General features: G+C 62.0%; 14 protein-coding genes. 3 read left to right on the forward strand and 11 right to left on the reverse strand.

Translation table 11 applies throughout. From position 1 onward, the window contains the following. Positions 1–45: 45 nt before the first annotated feature. Together HNQ39_RS26610 and HNQ39_RS30755 are read right to left on the reverse strand one after the other, a co-directional pair. Positions 46–219: a hypothetical protein gene (locus tag HNQ39_RS26610; protein ID WP_184203635.1), complete on the reverse strand. Its 174-nt coding sequence runs from the start codon at positions 217–219 to the stop codon at positions 46–48. An 82-nt stretch (positions 220–301) separates the two neighbouring features. Continuing rightward, positions 302–460, reverse strand: coding sequence for a DUF559 domain-containing protein (locus tag HNQ39_RS30755; RefSeq protein ID WP_184203636.1), 159 nt, complete (start codon positions 458–460; stop codon positions 302–304). A 103-nt stretch (positions 461–563) separates the two neighbouring features. On the opposite strand from HNQ39_RS30755, the gene HNQ39_RS26620 reads away from it, so the two are divergent. After that, a complete protein-coding gene (locus HNQ39_RS26620; RefSeq protein ID WP_184203637.1) occupies positions 564–1,298 on the forward strand; it encodes a 3-keto-disaccharide hydrolase in 735 nt (244 codons plus the stop codon). After that, a complete protein-coding gene (locus tag HNQ39_RS26625; RefSeq protein WP_184203638.1) occupies positions 1,295–1,936 on the forward strand; it encodes a VOC family protein in 642 nt (213 codons plus the stop codon). Before HNQ39_RS26620 ends, HNQ39_RS26625 begins: the two co-directional genes overlap by 4 nt. A gap of 27 nt (positions 1,937–1,963) precedes the next feature. Here the strand turns inward: HNQ39_RS26625 and HNQ39_RS26630 are convergent, their stop codons facing one another. Both HNQ39_RS26630 and HNQ39_RS26635 read right to left on the reverse strand, forming a co-directional pair. Further along, positions 1,964–2,821 carry a hypothetical protein gene (locus HNQ39_RS26630; RefSeq protein WP_184203639.1) on the reverse strand — a complete coding sequence of 286 codons (858 nt, stop codon included), beginning with the start codon at positions 2,819–2,821 and terminating at the stop codon, positions 1,964–1,966. Positions 2,822–2,824: 3 nt separating this feature from the next. Then, positions 2,825–3,709, reverse strand: a complete 885-nt coding sequence (locus tag HNQ39_RS26635) for an alpha/beta hydrolase (RefSeq protein ID WP_184203640.1) — start codon at positions 3,707–3,709, stop codon at positions 2,825–2,827. A 30-nt stretch (positions 3,710–3,739) separates the two neighbouring features. Here HNQ39_RS26635 and HNQ39_RS26640 point away from each other — a divergent pair, with 30 nt between their 5' ends. Then, positions 3,740–5,944 carry a beta-L-arabinofuranosidase domain-containing protein gene (locus HNQ39_RS26640; RefSeq protein ID WP_184203641.1) on the forward strand — a complete coding sequence of 735 codons (2,205 nt, stop codon included), beginning with the start codon at positions 3,740–3,742 and terminating at the stop codon, positions 5,942–5,944. Positions 5,945–5,995: 51 nt separating this feature from the next. Here the strand turns inward: HNQ39_RS26640 and HNQ39_RS26645 are convergent, their stop codons facing one another. From HNQ39_RS26645 to HNQ39_RS26675, 7 genes are all read right to left on the reverse strand, one after another. Beyond that, positions 5,996–7,732, reverse strand: a complete 1,737-nt coding sequence (locus HNQ39_RS26645; RefSeq protein ID WP_184203642.1) for a tetratricopeptide repeat protein — start codon at positions 7,730–7,732, stop codon at positions 5,996–5,998. After that, on the reverse strand, positions 7,732–8,469 hold the full coding sequence (locus HNQ39_RS26650; RefSeq protein ID WP_184203643.1) for an ABC transporter permease: 738 nt from the start codon (positions 8,467–8,469) through the stop codon (positions 7,732–7,734). The genes HNQ39_RS26645 and HNQ39_RS26650 overlap by 1 nt, the downstream gene beginning before the upstream one ends. Positions 8,470–8,514: 45 nt before the next feature. Next, a complete protein-coding gene (locus HNQ39_RS26655) occupies positions 8,515–9,483 on the reverse strand; it encodes an ABC transporter ATP-binding protein (RefSeq protein ID WP_184203644.1) in 969 nt (322 codons plus the stop codon). 248 nt (positions 9,484–9,731) lie between these two features. Next, the gene (locus tag HNQ39_RS26660) at positions 9,732–10,970 is read right to left on the reverse strand and encodes a DNA glycosylase AlkZ-like family protein (RefSeq protein WP_184203645.1); all 1,239 of its coding nucleotides are present in this window, start codon (positions 10,968–10,970) and stop codon (positions 9,732–9,734) included. Positions 10,971–11,167: 197 nt separating this feature from the next. Beyond that, positions 11,168–11,818, reverse strand: a complete 651-nt coding sequence (locus HNQ39_RS26665; RefSeq protein WP_184203646.1) for a response regulator — start codon at positions 11,816–11,818, stop codon at positions 11,168–11,170. A 3-nt stretch (positions 11,819–11,821) separates the two neighbouring features. Then, the gene (locus HNQ39_RS26670; RefSeq protein WP_184203647.1) at positions 11,822–12,385 is read right to left on the reverse strand and encodes a hypothetical protein; all 564 of its coding nucleotides are present in this window, start codon (positions 12,383–12,385) and stop codon (positions 11,822–11,824) included. 6 nt (positions 12,386–12,391) lie between these two features. Continuing rightward, positions 12,392–13,528: a DNA double-strand break repair nuclease NurA gene (locus HNQ39_RS26675; protein ID WP_184203648.1), complete on the reverse strand. Its 1,137-nt coding sequence runs from the start codon at positions 13,526–13,528 to the stop codon at positions 12,392–12,394. Positions 13,529–13,582 lie beyond the last annotated feature (54 nt).

Here is a 13,582-nt window from a genome sequence, read left to right on the forward strand (position 1 = left end):
GGGTTTCTGAGACAGGAGACTCCTGTCTGTATTTTGCTTGCCCGGTCACCAGATGCCGGAGACGCCGTGGCACTCCGGGACTGCGGACATGATAAAGACGGGACGGTTGGTGCGCTTGGCCTCCGCGAGCCCCGCCTTGAGTGTCCCAAACCACACGATGCCCCCCTCGGGGTTATAGCCGACAGTCTTGCCTACACTGCCAGGAGGTTGATGTTTCATAGCCTTGATTTTGCCAGCAATTTGTGAAGGAGTCATGAAGGTGGCCCCCAGCCCCCCACGGGTGGGGGAACTATAAGGTTGCCTAGGCATGCTGGCATCGAAAGCGCAGCCCAGAGAGCTGTCGGTTTCGAAGGGCTTCCCAGAGCCGCTCCTCAGCAGCTGTCGGGGTATTCCGATTCTCCTGAGCCCATTGATGGAGAGTCTCTGTAGCGCCTCCCCGAAGCTTTGGTTTTGGTTTCATCGCCCCTATAACGGGCGATGGCACCGAAATCTGATAAAAAAATCAGAAAAAAATTCCTTATACTTCCCCCACCTGTGGGGGCCAGGGGGCAGTACAATACGCTATGGCAACACGTAAATCCATTTTCTTTTTTAGCGCAACGGCGCTTCTTGGGGCGGCGACGCTCCTCACGACGGCGACACCCGCGGCATCGCAAGCCCAGCGTGGCCAGCAGCAGCCCCCTGCCTTCCCTAGCTCCATCCGGCTCGGAGGGCGCGCTCCGATGGCCGCCAAGGTGCTGATCGGCCCCAAGGGCGAGGGGTTTGCGGAGAACTGGGTCACGCGGGGAACCAAAGACCCAGCCGCATGGACCCTACAGGAAGATGGCGGGATGCTTCCCAACAAGAAAGACATCACCAGCACGTCTGAGTTTGGCGACTGCTTTGTGCACGTGGAGTTTAAGGTTCCCACCGAGCATGGCAATGCCGGGATCGCGTTCCATGGCCGCTACGAGGTGCAGATGTACAACTCCTTTGGGGGTGAGCTGACCAAGGAGACCGGCGCCGCGTTCTACAGCCAGAAGGCCGCCAAGTTCAACGCCGCCAAGCCCGCGGGCGAGTGGCAGAGCTACGATATCCTCTTCCGTGCCCCGCGCTTCGACGAGACCGGGAAGGTGACCGAGAAGGCCCGCGCCAGTGTTTTCTGGAACGGCGTGCTCGTGCAGAACAACGAGGAGTTCAATGGCCCCACCGGAATCCAGTACGGCGATTTCAAGGGTGAGGTCAAGGTTGGGCCGCTCGTGCTTCAGGGCAACCACGACCTAGTTCAGTACAAGAACCTCTGGGTTGTTTCGCAGTGAGCTTCCGCGCGCTTGAGCTCGGCACGGCCGACCTGAAGCGTGCACGGCAGTTCTGGGTCGAGACCATGGGGCTGGAGGAGCTTTCCTCCGGCCCCGATTTTGTCACTCTGGCTGCGGGGGAGACGCGCTGGACCCTCTGGCAGTCACCGACACCCCTGGCCTGTGCGCACTTCGCTTTCAATGTCCCTGAGAACCAGTTCGATGCCGCGGTTGAGTGGCTCCGGGAGCGCGTGCCGCTGCTCGCCAGCGCCGACGGTAGCGAGACGGTCTTTGACTTCACCCACTGGAACGCGCACGCGGTCTACTTCAAGGACCCCGATGGCAATATCGCCGAGCTGATCGCACGCCACACGCTACCCTCTAGCCGCCGCGAGCAGTTTGAGCTCCTCGGCATCAGCGAGATCGGCAGGGTGACGTCTGTGGTGGAGCAGCAAAGACGCTACTTGAACTCCCCGCCCTACAGCCTCCCCGACTACTGCGAGGGGAGCGAGACTTTCCGGCCGGTGGGGGACGAAGAAGGGCTGGTGATTCTGGTCCAAGTGGGGCGTCCGTGGTACCCCGATAACACCCAGCTCGCCGCCCCGGTGCCCTTTCGCGTGACCTTCCAGAGCGGCGCGGTCTACGAGGGGCTGGCATGAGAGGGCGATGCGGCCTTCGGGGGACCCTCACCACTGGCTCGCGGACTCGGGAGTTGGTGGACGTCGGCGAGCCGTTGTCGTGAAGTCGGCGATCTCTGAGGGCTGAAGCTTGCCAGGGAAGTCGAGCTCCGCGGTGAAGAGTTTCCCGTCGAGAGAGTAGACCAGGCGCCCCCGCTGATCCCAGTCCGCCCAGACAGCGCCCACGAGCTTGGTCTTGGCGTTGCCCGCTTCGTGGTGGACAGTGTACGTATGGCTGTTCCCACTACCCATCCCCAGTACGAGCGACAGTGGCTTGGTGGGGTGCGCCTTCACAAACGCAATATCGACGGTCTCAGATTGTTGTCGTGTGGGAACCTGCGACCAGCCGCTACGCATCAGGCGGGTAAAGAGCTGGTTGCTTGGGGTCCAGGGCAGGTTCTCGTACTCGAATACGAGCCCTTCGGGTGGCGCACCGGCAGGAAAGCTGGGCTTGTGTTCCCGCCAGTCTTCGAGCGCATAGGGGGCGAGGTTGATCTCAATAGACCCACGAGCGGCGAAGAGCCCCCCGAGATAGTACGGCTCGTCGTTGGGCCAGAGCGCCAGGGGAGTGAGGTAGGGAGGCTTACTGAGGGCGGTCCAGCGCGGCGGCAAGCCTTTGTTGTGGTGCCCCATCGTGTAGTTGGCTGCCACGTAGATCAGCAGCTTCCCATCGGGGGAGAGATCGCCGCGTTCGGGGGAGAGGTTGCCCACGAAGCGATCCCCGGGCTCGAATGTATCGGTGTTGGTGTGCCAGAGGAAAAGCTGGGTGAGCTGCCTCGGACCCTGTCGGAAGACCACGCCAAGGGGGGCGTCGCGTGCAAGGAGCACAAAGAGTCGACAGACAGGGCCCGAGTGGATTGTCGGCATGGGCTACTTCTTGAGCAGGTACTTGTCGAACCAGTCCATCAAGAGCGCCGCGTCTTTCTCAATACCCGGCCAGCCGTGGCCCTTGCCGGGGCGCCGCACAAGGTCGCAGGGAACCCCTTCTTCCTTGAGCTTGGCGATTAGTCTCTCCGACTGTTGGATGGGGACGAGAATATCGGCCTCGCCGTGGATGAGGAAGAGGGGGCAGGTGCTCTTGTTGATGCCGTAGATCGGGGAGAGGGTCTTGCTGAGCGTCTCGATCTCGTCGGGCGAGGTCTTGTCCGTGATCCCAAAGGCGGGCCAGTAACCCTTCAAGAACGGGTTGAGCATCGCCTTGGCACCGTCCTTGCCGTAGTTCAGGAAGTCCGTGGGGGGGTAGAAGCAGGCGGCGCACTGGACCGCGCTGGACGCCCGGTCCACGGGGTCTTTTGCCTTGGGATCGCCGGGGCCACCGTAGGCCGCCATCATGCAGGTCAGGTGCCCGCCCGCGCTCCCGCCGCTGATCCCTAGCCTATTCGGGTCGATCCCCCAGCGGCTGGCGTTGGTGCGGACAAAGCGCACGGAGCGGTGGATGTCCTGCATGATCTCGGGGAGGATGAACCGGGGGGCGGTGCCATGGACCACCTGGAAGAAGGTGTAGCCACGGTCGGCGAAGGCCTTGCCGAGCTCGGGGCTAACGCTACCATGGTCGGACTTCCAGCCGCCGCTGACCATCCAGAGAATCCCAATGCCGTTGGACTTCGACTTCTCGGGGAGGGTGACGTCCATCGAGAGCGCCACACCTAGCTTATGGCCGTAGACCACCTCCTCGTGGCGCTGCTGGGCAAACGCGGGCGTGAGCGAGGAGACCGCAAGGGCGGCAACGGTGCCAAGAAACATTCGTCGTGTCATGCGCCGATTTTACCCGTAAAATGCCTCGTTATGCTGACCGCCCTCGATCCCCGACACGTCCGTCTTGCTCCTAGCCCCTTTGCCGCCGCCCGTGACCGCAATGCCGACTGGCTTCTCGCCCTCGATCCCAAGCGACTCCTGCACGGCTTCTACAAAAACGCCGGACTTCCTACCGAGGGAGATATCTACGGAGGCTGGGAGCAGCAGAGCCTCGCGGGGCACTCGCTGGGGCACTACCTCTCGGCCTGTGTGCGCCTTGCTGCGGAGGGCGACGTGCGCTTTACCGAGATTGTGGCGCTGATTCTCAGCGAGCTCAAGCGCTGCCAGGATGCACGCCAGGATTACTTTATAGGCGGTATGCCCGAGGCAGATCGGGTCTTTGGTGAGCTACGTGAGGGGATCGTCCGTGCCCGGAACTTCGATCTGAATGACTGCTGGGTACCCTGGTACAACCTCCATAAGCTCTTTGCTGGACTGCTTGATGCAGCCAAGCTACTGGAGAGCCCGCTAGCCTTCGACCTTGTCTACAAACTGGGACACTGGACGGCGGAGGTGACGGCGAACCTCGACGACGCAAGCTGGCAGGCGATGCTGAGCTGTGAGTTTGGGGGGATGAGCGAGTCGTTTGCCGAGCTGTATGCACGCACGGACGAAGAGCCGTTTTTGGAGCTGGCGGAGAAATTCTACCACCGCGTTGTTCTAGACCCCCTCGCAGCGGGCATCGACTGCCTGCCAGGACTCCATGGCAACACGCAGATCCCCAAGATCATCGGCTGTGCGCGGCTCTACGAGGTGACCGGCGACGAAAAATACAAAAAAATTGCGGAGAACTTCTGGCGCTTTGTGGTCGAGAGCCATAGCTACGTGATCGGTGGGCACGGGAGCAACGAGCACTTTGGCCCCGCGGGCGAGCTGGCGCAGCGCCTGACACACTCGACCTGCGAGACCTGCAATAGCTACAACATGCACAAGCTCACCGAGCACCTCTTCTGCTGGGAGCCCAAGGCCGAGTACGCCGACTTTGCCGAGCGCGTCCGCATCAACCATATCCTCGCCAGCCAGAACCCCGAGACGGGCATGGTCTGCTACTTTGTCTCGCTGCTCTCGGGGCACTTCAAGCACTACTCCACCCCCGAGGACTCGTTCTGGTGCTGTGTTGGGACGGGCTGGGAGAACCACACGCGCTACGGCGACGGGGTTTTCTTTGAGGACGCGGCAAACACGACACTCTATGTCACTCAGTTCCTGTCCTGCTCCTGTGTCGCCCCGGAGCAGATGGTTGGGCTGACTCTCGCGACCGCGTTTCCCCAGGGGAGCGCCGTCACGCTTCAGATTGCTACCCACGAGCTCTCTGTTCCCTTTACGCTGAAGCTTCGTCAGCCCGGCTGGCTCTCCACGCCGCTGGCACTCTCGCTCAATGGGAGCCCGGTTTCGGCGGAGCAGACGCCTGATGGCTTCTTGACACTCACCCGGACTTGGCGAGAAGACGATCGGATTACGTTTGAGATTCCGCTACCCGCGCGCCACGAGGCTCTCCTGGGGGCACCCGACAAGCTCGCGCTGCTCCATGGCCCGGTCGTGCTGGCCGCTGATCTGGGGGCTGCACCGCCACCCGGAGATGCCGACGGTGGGGAGCCGTTCAACGCCCAAATCCCTCCCGCCCCCGTGCTCCTCGATCCTGAGACCTGCAAGTTCGAGCGCGAGGTGGCCCTGGTCCCGTTCTACCAGCTCCATGGGCGGCGGCAGGCGGTCTACTTCGATCGCTTTTCGGAGAGCGCTTGGGCCGAGCAAGAGGCTACCTACCGCGCTACCGAGGCTGGGGAACACGCCCAGCGCACGAAGCTCCTCGATACCTTCTGGCCCAACCAGATGCAGCCCGAGCGCGACCATAACTTCACCGGCGAGGGCTATCTTGGCGGCGAACGCAGTGCCTGGAAGTTCCGGCAGGCAGGCCGCGGTGGCTGGTTTGTCTTCACTCTACGCACCCTCCCGGACAGCCCGATGGAGCTTGTCTGCACGTGGGGACCGCCTCAAGAAAGCGACGTTGCCTTCACGGTTGAGGTGGAGGGAGTGCCGGTCGCTCGTCCACAGCTCACGGTCGAGCGGCACCGGCACCTCCACGAGACCTACCCGCTCCCCGAGGCACTGACACAGGGCAAGGAGTCGATTACGGTACGGGTCTTGGGGGAGAGTGCGCCGCTGTTCTTGGCGAAGCTCCAGAAGCATCTGCAATAAAAAACTGCCCCAGAGCAAGCTCTGAGGCAGTGGGTTGGTTGGTGCGCGGGGCTACTTCTGGAGCTTGTCCAGCCCGATCCCAGCGCTATCATCGAAGAGAACCTTCTTGTCGGTTCCCAGGATGTCGTCCTTGGTCAGCTTGAGCTTGAGATAGAGCTGGCGAAGACCCTTCGTGACATCGTCGCGCAGGTAGCGCTTGTCGGTCATTCCCTCACCGCTCCAGCCCATCCGGTCCTGGACAAAGTCCGGGGACTTGCGGGGGTCGAAGGAGATAATCAAGTCGTACTCGTCGGCCTTAAAGGAGTACATCTTGGGGTCCTTGCTCATGTCGATCTGGCGGCTTGCCCCAAACTCGCTGGGCAGGATCTTGTCCTCCAGTGCGACCATGACCTGGCGCTTTCCGAGCTCATCGAGCTTGGCCGAGTTGCCACGGATCTCGCTCAGGAGCGCGGGAACATCGGCCTGGGTGTAGAACTTGCGCTTGCGGGTGTTGGGCGGGAAGACATAGGTCACGAGCTGGAGCTGACCCAGCGGCGAGAGCTGGCCCGACGCTAGCGCTTGGGCGGCAGGGATGCCCTTGGGCCCCTTGCTCGCGTCCTTGTAGGCGTAGATTCCGGCGCGCTCCATGTTCGGGTCTGCGGTCAGGTTTGCCGAGATCGTGTAGACACTTCCCTTGAGCGTGCGGCGTCCCCCGCGGCTACTGAGCGCGTCCTGCATGATCGTCAGATCTTCCGGAACCTCGAAGCTAAACTCCTTGGAGTCGGGCATCTTGTAGCCCGCGTTCTGGAGGCGGACATCGATACGGGCACCGTCCACCGGGCCATCGAGGACGATCCCACTGGAGATGTTGGTGCCCTTGGGGATGCCGTTCTCATCGAAGTTGAGATCGTCGTACTGGTCCTTCAGACAGCCAATCAGGTTCCACGTGCCCTGGATCTGGATCACACGCGGGCTGATGCGGGTGACCTTGACCCCGAGGTTGGTATCGACCTGACCGAGCCGGGCGATATCACGGGTGCGGCAGTACTCGCGGACCTGCATGATGCGGCAGTTCTTCTGAGCATTCTTGTAGCCCTGCTCATTGCGGCTGACCACATCCTCTTGACCCGCCTTCCCCTTGGCTTCGTCGATGAGCTTCTTGTGCTTTGCCATCGCGTCCTGCCAGGCTGCAATCGCTGCCTTGGGGTCGCCGCTGCGCTCCACACAGTGGGCATACATGTGCTCCACCTGGTTGATATCGTGCTTGGGATCGACATCGCGGCCCTGACGGTACGCCTCCGCGGCGGCGTCGTAGTCGCGGACCTTGTCGTAGAGGTTCCAGCCCTTCTCTTTGTAGAGGTCGTAGATCTCCGAGTTGTTGGCGATACCCTCGTTGAGGAGCGCAAGCCCCACCGGAAGGTAGCGTCGGTCCGAGCGCTGGTCGGTATCGGTGAAGTTGTACATCAGGTGCCAGGCACCCGTGGAGTAGACATCGAGCCAGTTGGGGTCGAGCCAGGTAATCAGGCGCAGCAGGGGCAGGATGGCATCGTAGTTCCCCGAGTGGAAGAACGAGTCCGCACGCACCCACAGCAGGCCTGCGATCACCTGCCGGAAGCCCGAGACCGCGGCGAGGGCATACTCAAAGGGCAGGCCTCCCGTGGTCTTGAACATCGACGGTGGCTCGACCGCGGGCTGCCGGCGCAGGGGGTCGATCTGGCTCTGGAGCAGCCCCTGGATCACCAGGAGCGCTGCCGCCCCGGCTGCCAGCTTGGGATTGCCCCGAACCGCATCTAGGAAGTTTTTCATCATCACACCTCGCGTCGATCAAAGACCAGGATAGAGAGAATCAGCAGCACGGTGGCATAGACCACGGCGTAGATCGTGTTTTGGGTCAGCAGCGCCGCCTCGGACTTTACCTGCACATTGACCTGCACGAGCGGGTTGGTGTAGTTAAAGTTACCGAAGTTGGGAACGACGTAGTGGACAATGGTGAAGAACCCCTTGGCGAGGACGTTCTGGGTGTTCTTGGCAAGGTCCATCGTGAAGCTGGAGAGGTTGCCGATGATAAACAGCGAGAAGGTCAGGAAGAAGTTCACCAGGGGCGAGAGGAAGGTCGAGAAGAAGATCGCGACCGCACTCAGGAGCGCCATCTGGCAGTAGATCATCCAGACGCCCTTGAGCATGTTTAGCGCCCCGACATCTAGCCCACGCTGCTTGAGGATGATCGCAAAGACAAACGCGATCCCCATCAGCCCGACATTCACAAAGATCGTGCTGGCGGCTCCGAAGTACTTGCCGAGCAGGAACTCGTGCCGGCGCACGGGCTTGGAGAGGATCGTGTAGATCGTGCGGCGCTCGATCTCGGTGGGGATCAGGTTGATCGAGAGGATCACCGTGATGAGCAGGGCGGCCATCGAGATAATCCCAAGTCCCATTCCCTTGACAAGGGTGAGCTCTTGGCGGGGGGCGAACTGCTGGAAGGCGAAGGTGAGCACGAGCATCGCGAAGCCCACCATAAGAAACGCATTTAGAATTTTTTTGCGCATCGCTTCACTAATCGTGTTGCGCGCTATAACAATGGCGGTATTCATTTATTTGTCCATCAAGTCCTTGTACTTGTTCGCCGTCGGCTTTGCATCGGCGGAGTCCAGCGGGCGGTCGCCGGTGGAGGCCAGGCTACCCGTGGCGGCATCGATACGCTCACCAACAATCTCGACAAAGAGATCTTCCAGGCGGCGCTTCTTGGGCACGACGGAGAAGACATCGCCCTTGGCACCGCGGACGGCATCCAGGAGCTCACCGACATTGGAGTTGGCGACGGTCACCGTGAGCTTGTCCCCAACAAGGCTACCTTCGAGCTCGGCGAGCTTGCCCGAGAGCTCAGCGGAGGGCTTGGAGATGGTCACCTCCACGCGCTCCCCACCCAGGAGCTCGTCCATGGTACCGATCACCTGGAGCTTGCCCTTGTGGATAATCGAGGCGCGGCCACAGACCATCTCGACATCCTCCAGCTGGTGGCTGGAGAGGAACATGGTCTTGCCCTGGCGCTTGAGCTCGAACATTAGGTCGCGGATATCGCGGCGCGCGATGGCGTCCAGACCCGATGTGGGCTCGTCGTAGAACAGCAGGCTGGGGTCGTTGATGAGGCTCTGGGCGATCCCGACGCGCTGGCGCATTCCCTTGGAGAACTCCGCAACACGCTTGTTGACATCGCTCTTGCCGCCAAGCCCCACAAAGTCCACGAGCTCATCGGCCTTCTTGCGGGCATCCTCGAGTTTCATGCCAAAGAGCTGGGCATAGAACGTGACGATCTCGCGGGCGGTCATGTGCTCGTAGAAGTAAGGAGACTCCGGGAGGTAGGCGATCTTGTGCTTGGCCTCGATATCCCCGGCGGGCTTGCCCAGAACCTGAGCGTCTCCCTGGGTGGCATAGATGAGCCCGAGCAGGATCTTAATGGTCGTGGTCTTTCCGGCGCCGTTGGCGCCCAGAAAGCCGAATACTTCGCCTTCACCGACTGTAACCGAGAGATTGTCCACTGCATTGACGACCTCGCGCTTCATCGGGACAGGGTACTGTTTAGTCAGGTTTTTGATTTCTATGGCTGCCGCCATACGAAAGCTCCTTGTGCAAAGCGGGTCGTCCGAACGTCGGGGCCGCGCCGCTCCGCGAGTGCGTTAGGGATTAGTTTTGTAAAAACGATACCAGGGGGCTACGCAAGATTCGTGCCCCCGAATTAGTACGGTTAAGTCCTTCCCTTTGTTCCCGGGGAGGACGCAAAAGTTTAGCCCTAATTTAGTATATTGTCAAGCTATAATGCAATTGACTTGCAAATATCGGCGGGGCAGAACCCTGTCACCTCTACCCGGCTCACGCCTAGAAACTCTGCGAGCTCTCTCAGGCGCATGGCAATAGGCTCGGCGACTGCCTCAAGTACCACATTCTCCTCTACCATGAGCGAGAGAACCTGAAGCGAACCCGCTTTGGTATCGCGCTTGAGATCGACCCGCCCGACCAGCTTGCTGTCGTGGAGGATGGGTAGGACGTAGTAGCCCCACTTGCGCTTCTCTGCCGGCACGTAGACCTCCCAGGTGTAGTCAAAGTCAAAGAGCTCCCGGTTGCGCTGACGGTCGTAGACCAGCGGGTCGAGCGGGGCGAGGAGGATGGCATCGGCATCCCTCCCGTTATCCCTCCAGACATCCCTCCCCCCGGCCCCCTCCCTTCCCCTGAAACCCACGTTCCGTGGGGGGAAGGGAGGGGGAGTAGGGGGTGGGTTGAACGGGTTTAGCGTGTACCAGGGCTTGACGAGACCCTCGATCTCCACTTTGCAGAACGCTGCCTCCCCCAGTGTCGCGAGCTCGTCGCGCTTGGGCCGGAAGAGTGCCTTTGCCTTGAGGCGCTTTCGCACCAGATAGCGCCGTGCTTCGTCGGGATCAGGGAGCGCTACGCTCGGGGCGTGCCAGGCGGCGAGCTCCGGGGCGACCCGCTCCAGCCGGTCGAAGTAGCGCTCGAAGTTCTTGCGGTGGGCGATCCCCAGCTTGCCGTGGAGCCAGAGCTTCTCCGCCACTTGCGAGATCACGGTCGAGCGCGTCCCCCAGCCCGAGAGCATGTGGCCAAACTCGTTGCCATGCCGGCGGGTTGAGAGCGGCCCAAGGCTGTCGAGCGCCTCCAGAAACGCCGCTGCGACCGGCTCTTCCTCGGGAAACAAGCCCTGCCAGCGCCCCGGCTCCGCCTGGCGCGCCTGCATTCGCCGCACAAAGTAGGGGTAGTCTTCCCGAGGGAGCGCCGCGAGGTTGGGAAAGTGGATCTCAAAAGCAGTCGCTGTCGGGCCATAGAGCGTGTCGGCGAGGCTCTGGGGCGTGTAGCCCGCCACCCGAGGCCATAAGATCAGGTCGTGCATGCGTCCGCAGATGGGGATCGAGTCCTCCTGCACAAACTCTAGCGCACGAATCGCGCTCTCGGAATCGGGGAGGCTCTGCCAGCTCTCCAGGGCAAAGGCACGGATCAGAAACGCCCGCGCGTCGGCTTTGGTGATGCGAATGGTCTGCACGCCGCACTATTCCACAGCGAACGTGCGTTTTCCTTTTTCTATCGCTCCCATGAACGGGAGCGTCTTGCTGTCCTCGTGCCTCGGACACAAAGGGCTCCGCCCATCCCGAATATGGCCGAAGGCCTTCGTGTCGGAGCCTGCGACGACAGCAAGACGCCCCGGTCCATCGGGGCGACCTCGTTTGGGAGCGATCCTAACTAGACAAGCCCCTGCCGGGCAGCCAGTAGCGCGGCCTCGGCGCGGGAGTTTACTTCGAGCTTCTCGAAGATCTTGGAGATGTGGTTCTTGACAGTCTTCTCCGAGATAAACAGGGAGTCGGCGATCTCTTTGTTGCGCATGCCCTTGCCGATAAAGCTCAGAACTTCGCGCTCCCGGTCGGTGAGCTGGGCGAAGACAGCGTTATCGGCGGCTTTCTGCACCGTGAGACGGCCAAACTCGGCGAGGATGCGGGTGATGAGAACGGGGTTAAGCAGAGACTCCCCCCGGGCGACCGCGCGAATGGCGGCGAGCGCGTCCTCGGGCGGGGAGTCTTTGAGGACATAGCCCCGGGCACCCGCCTTGATCGCCGCAAAGACCTTGTCGTCGTCGCCGTAGATCGTCAGGATCACGACTTGGGTCTCGGGGAGCTCCTTGCGGATGGTCTCCGTCACCTCAATTCCCGTCAGCTTGGGCATCCCGATATCGGTGAGGAGCACATCGGGCTTCTGGGCGCGGCAGACCGAGAGGGCACGCTCCCCATCGGAGGCGGTCCCGACCACCTGGATGTCCTCTTCCAGCCCGAGGATCTGCGCGAGGGTCTCGCGGGTCATGGTCTGGTCTTCTGCGATCACAAGGCGAATCTTTTCCATGGTTCACTTTCTCAGGGAGCGCCCGGGAGCGGGCTTGGGAGTGGCGTGATTGGCCGTGGGTTCGGGGGGGCTGACCAAAAACAACAGCGCCGGAACCGCGAGCCAGAGGGGCAGGAGCAGGAGCAAGAGCGAGCGCAGCAGCCCGAGGGTCTTGAGGTAGAACTCGACCGGCATGACCTCATTGTTGAGCGTGTAGCCCGAGCTGCTGGTGATGCGCTGGATCTCTTCCTCCAGGGCGTTGATGTTGCGGTCGGAGCGCTTGATGCTCTCCGAGGCGACCTTGAGCGCTTGCGTCCCGATCAGCGCAGAACAAACAAAGAGAGACGCCACGACACAGGCAAAGTAGTGCACGCGGGTGTCGGTGCTTGCCAGCGCTCCCGCCGCCCAGAGCGCCGCGACCAGGTTGGCGACCAGAAAGACAGTGGCCCCGGCGACGATCAAGCCCACATTGTGGCGCCAGTGGACATGGATCTCAAAGATACGGCGCTCGACACGCTCGACATTGGTATGGTGCGGGAGCGGGGGATCGTCCTGCGGCGGATCGAACTCGGGTAGGTCAAGGCTCATGGTGTTTTACAGCGCCTCCGTCCGGTAGGAGTGGGCCACTAGTGCAACATACTCCGAAAGTCCTGCATCGGCAAGGTCGTAGTTGACCGCGGTGCGGAGCGCGACTAGTGCATCCCCAACCGACTTGGCCATCCGGTCCGCGACCCACTGCGGGTAGGGCTCGCGAATCTCGGGGCTGACCACCTGCGCCTTGACCGTGGCAAAGACCTCGGCGAGGCGCTCGGGGCTCTGGGTGATTTCTTTTTTGATCTCCAGGCGGAAGGCATGGCTCCAGGGCTGCGGCTTGTAGTAGGTGGCAAAGAGGCCATCGGTGCGGACCTGGGAGACCGCCTCGTTGACCGCCTCGCGCACCTGCTCCCGGACCGCATCGGAGGGGGTGAGCTTCTGAATCTCCTTGGCGATCCAGTTGCGCTTGCTCTTTTGGGTCAGCCCCAGCGGAACGGGCTCGGTGAACTCGTCCTCTTTGAGCAGCAGGGTCATGGCCGTGCGGTCGTCGAGCTTGAGCTGCCCCCCGAGCCAGGTCTCGCCGAGGTCGCGCGTGCCATCGTACTTGACCACGGCGACAATCTCCGGCTTGAACATCGCGGTGTGGAGCGCATCGGCGGTGGCGTAGTGCTCGAAGTTGTGCGCGAGCTCCTGGCGCAGGCCGTCGTTGCCGATACTCAGCGCGGCGTTGAGGGAGATCACGGGGGTGAGGTGCGAGCCATCCAGCAGGACAATCCGGTGGGGCGCGGTGTGGAGCAGGGAGAGCTCTAGGGTTGTCATTACCGCGCGGCAGGTGCTCCCGGTCGCCTCGCCCTCGTGCTGGAGGGTTTTCTGCCAGGCGGCAAAGGGAATATCGGCCCAGATGCCCTGGCCCCCCAGCCCCTCGACCCCCACCGCAACGGCGAGCGCGGTGTCCATGCCCAGGCCTTTTTCCACAGCGGCTCCGCCGTCGATGGCGCAGCAAGGCTGGGGCTCGACACAGGGAAGATCGTCGGTGTGGCGGATACGGCCCGCGAGCTGGAGCTGCATGCGGAGCGCCTCACGGCGGGAGTCAACGCTCTCAAAGAGCTCCCGGACGCCGCCGGCGACCTCGGCGGCTTTTCCTAGAATCTGGCGAACAATCTGGTCGGGGAGGTCGGCACCAATATCGGATGACATTACGAGGATTGTACCTGGTTTGAAAACCATTGCCCGGACAACGAAAGAAGCCCG

It is taken from the genome of Armatimonas rosea, assembly GCF_014202505.1.
Classification (GTDB): Bacteria; Armatimonadota; Armatimonadia; order Armatimonadales; family Armatimonadaceae; genus Armatimonas; species Armatimonas rosea.

What these genes read in the sequence shown, in the direction of transcription:
- HNQ39_RS26610 (WP_184203635.1), bottom strand. Translation starts at nt 219, where the DNA reads ATGAAACATCAACCTCCTGGCAGTGTAGGCAAGACTGTCGGCTATAAC.
- HNQ39_RS30755 (WP_184203636.1), bottom strand. Translation starts at nt 460, where the DNA reads ATGAAACCAAAACCAAAGCTTCGGGGAGGCGCTACAGAGACTCTCCAT.
- HNQ39_RS26620 (WP_184203637.1), top strand. Translation starts at nt 564, where the DNA reads ATGGCAACACGTAAATCCATTTTCTTTTTTAGCGCAACGGCGCTTCTT.
- HNQ39_RS26630 (WP_184203639.1), bottom strand. Translation starts at nt 2,821, where the DNA reads ATGCCGACAATCCACTCGGGCCCTGTCTGTCGACTCTTTGTGCTCCTT.
- HNQ39_RS26635 (WP_184203640.1), bottom strand. Translation starts at nt 3,709, where the DNA reads ATGACACGACGAATGTTTCTTGGCACCGTTGCCGCCCTTGCGGTCTCC.
- HNQ39_RS26640 (WP_184203641.1), top strand. Translation starts at nt 3,740, where the DNA reads ATGCTGACCGCCCTCGATCCCCGACACGTCCGTCTTGCTCCTAGCCCC.
- HNQ39_RS26645 (WP_184203642.1), bottom strand. Translation starts at nt 7,732, where the DNA reads ATGATGAAAAACTTCCTAGATGCGGTTCGGGGCAATCCCAAGCTGGCA.
- HNQ39_RS26650 (WP_184203643.1), bottom strand. Translation starts at nt 8,469, where the DNA reads ATGCGCAAAAAAATTCTAAATGCGTTTCTTATGGTGGGCTTCGCGATG.
- HNQ39_RS26655 (WP_184203644.1), bottom strand. Translation starts at nt 9,483, where the DNA reads ATGAAGCGCGAGGTCGTCAATGCAGTGGACAATCTCTCGGTTACAGTC.
- HNQ39_RS26665 (WP_184203646.1), bottom strand. Translation starts at nt 11,818, where the DNA reads ATGGAAAAGATTCGCCTTGTGATCGCAGAAGACCAGACCATGACCCGC.
- HNQ39_RS26670 (WP_184203647.1), bottom strand. Translation starts at nt 12,385, where the DNA reads ATGAGCCTTGACCTACCCGAGTTCGATCCGCCGCAGGACGATCCCCCG.
- HNQ39_RS26675 (WP_184203648.1), bottom strand. Translation starts at nt 13,528, where the DNA reads ATGTCATCCGATATTGGTGCCGACCTCCCCGACCAGATTGTTCGCCAG.